The sequence below is a fragment of the Rathayibacter sp. SD072 genome, from assembly GCF_017355185.1.
In the GTDB taxonomy this organism is placed as follows: Bacteria; Actinomycetota; Actinomycetes; order Actinomycetales; family Microbacteriaceae; genus Rathayibacter.
In genome coordinates this window covers 1-2,348 of the sequence record NZ_JADILJ010000098.1, presented here as the reverse complement: position 1 = coordinate 2,348, position 2,348 = coordinate 1, and the positions used below count along the sequence as shown (strand labels likewise).

Below are 2,348 nucleotides of genomic sequence, written 5' to 3'. Positions count from 1 at the left end.
CGGCCGCTCGGCCCTGGCGGTAGGCCGGAAGGGCGAGGATCTCGGGGCGGAGGCGGACGGGGGGAGCCGGCTGGTCGGTCACCCGCCCATGGTAGGCGGCGGGCCGCACGAGGACGGGAGGGCACACGCACACCACTGCACCTGCGGCAACCACCCTTCCCGGGGGCGGACTCCCGCTTTGTCCCCCGATAAGGTGCCGTTATGCGGACTCGACGGCGAACCGGACGGAGCCGCCCCGGGCGGCGGCGGCCCTCGCGCGTCGCCGCGGCCGTGACGGCGGGCCTGCTGGCGCTGTCGCTCGCCGCCTGCACTCCCCGCTCCGAGGCTCCGTCGCCGGCCCCCACCGTGCGGGAGACGTCGATCGACGTGGCCCCGCCCGCCGACTTCACGGCGGCGAAGGATCGAGCGACCGCCGTGCGCGACGACGTGCTCGCGCTGCTCGCGGCGACCGACTCGGTGGTCGAGGGCTCGGCTCGTGCCGATCTCCTCGCCGCGGTGCCGGCCCTGAACGCCGCTCTCGCCGGCGTCCGGGCCGAGGCGCTCACGACGGCGGCCGACGAGGCGACGACGCGCCCCGCCTCCGTCGCCTCGTCGGCCGCCGCTCCCGCCGCTGCCCGACTGCAGCACCGACCCGAGGCTGTGCCCTCCCGTCCCCGTCCCGTCCATCGGCGAGCCCGAGCGCTGACCGCCCGTGCGGGCGCGCCCCTCTCGCGGGCCCCCTGTGGGGACTGGGAGAGTGGAGTCATGCGCAGACTCCTCCTCGGCCTCCTGACCAACGCCGTCGCGATCTGGCTCACCACGCTGGTGGTGTCGGGCGTGCGCGTCGACCCGTACGAGGAGGGGCCCACCGCCGCGATCCTCACGTACCTCCTGGTGGCGGTGATCTTCGGCGTCGTGAACGCCGTGGTGGGCGGTGTGATCCGAGTGGTCGCCTTCCCCCTGTACCTGCTCACGCTCGGTCTGATCTCGTTCCTGGTCAACGGGCTGCTCCTGCTGCTGACCGCGTGGGTCAGCGGGCTGTTCGGCTTCGGACTCGAGGTGGACGGGTTCTGGTGGGGCGTGCTCGGCGCGCTCGTCCTCGCGATCGTCAACTGGTTCATCGGGCTCCTCGTGCGGCCGCTCGCGCGCTCGCGCGAGAGCTGACCGGCACCGTCGTCAGGCGGACTCCGACCCGCGAGTCCGGGGCCGCGCGCCAGAGCGCGAACAGGGCGGCTCCCGCCGCGGCCGGCCGGGGTTCCGCGTCGAGGCCGCGCGCGGTGGCGAGGTAGGAGTCGAGCGCGTGGGCGGGCACCGCGCCCTCCTGCCGCGTGGCGCCCGGGTCGGACGGGCGCTCGATGAGCACGACGCCCGGCTCGAGCGAGCCCGACCGCCCGAAGCCGGCGAGGGCCGGCACCAGGTCGTCCGAGTGCTCGACGGACACCGTCCGCGTGCCCGCGGGCAGGTCGAGGCCCCGGACGGGGCTGCCGAACGCGACCACGTCGTGGACGTCGTAGCGGCCCGACTGCGCCACGCGTGCGGCGACCAGCCCGCCCTGCGAGTGCGCGACGATCGTGACGGGCGCCCCCGGAGGGATGCCCGCCGCCTCCATCGCCGCGAGCGTCCCCCGCACCTAGGTCCCCGCGCCCCCGCTCATCGCCTCGAGGTTCGCCGCCGCTCCGAACGCCTGCCCCGGATCCCCGCTCCAGTCGGTCGTGCCGGAGACGGCGACCAGCCACTCCGCTCCGTAGCGCTCGATCACGACCTGCGGGCCGTCGGGGTCGCTCGGCGGGACGCGGCCGGCGAGCTCGCCCCAGCCTCGCGGCGGGGCCTGCACCGAGCCGAACGGGAGCGGCGGGGGTGCCGCCTCCTCGACGCGCAGCCGCCGCTCGCCCGGCGCCGGGAGGACGCCGAAGAGCGTCCCGAGCACGACGAGCACCCCGCTCGCCGAGCCGACACCGCTGCCGACGAGGTCCTCGGCCGGCGGCCGACCGAGGACCGCCGCGACCGGCGGGGGCACGAGGAGCACTCCGATCTCGGTGCCGAGCCCGATCGACGAGATCAGGGCGCGGATGCCCTCGACCACCAGGGCGTCGCCCAGGAGTGCCCGCACCAGCTCGTCGCGCTCCCGGGCCGGAGCGGAGCGGTCCCCACCCGGGAGGAGCGCCTGCGCCGAACCCTGCACCGCCCCGACGACCGCGCCCACCAGGGTGGCCGCGTCCTCGAGGGCGGTCGGCGAACGGTGCTCCGCCGACTCGACCGCCCGCAGCCCCCAGCTCGTCGCGGCGAGCGCCGGTCCGGCGAGGAGCGGCAGGGCCGACGACTCGGCGCCCGCGTAGGACACGACGGCGAGCCCGAGGCTCCGTCGGAGG

General features: G+C 76.7%; 3 protein-coding genes. 1 reads left to right on the top strand and 2 read right to left on the bottom strand.

Annotated elements, in window-relative coordinates; all coding sequences use genetic code 11:
• Positions 1-201: 201 nt before the first annotated feature.
• On the top strand, positions 202-1,143 hold the full coding sequence (locus IOC53_RS19595; protein ID WP_307786262.1) for a phage holin family protein: 942 nt from the start codon (positions 202-204) through the stop codon (positions 1,141-1,143).
• Here IOC53_RS19595 and IOC53_RS18540 read toward each other — a convergent pair.
• Both IOC53_RS18540 and IOC53_RS18535 read right to left on the bottom strand, forming a co-directional pair.
• Entirely contained in the window at positions 1,097-1,609 is a 513-nt protein-coding gene (locus tag IOC53_RS18540) for an alpha/beta hydrolase (protein ID WP_207408077.1), read from the bottom strand. The genes IOC53_RS19595 and IOC53_RS18540 overlap by 47 nt on opposite strands.
• Positions 1,610-2,348: hypothetical protein (locus tag IOC53_RS18535; RefSeq protein ID WP_207408076.1), on the bottom strand; the 739-nt coding region annotated here is incomplete at its 5' end. It abuts the gene before it with no gap.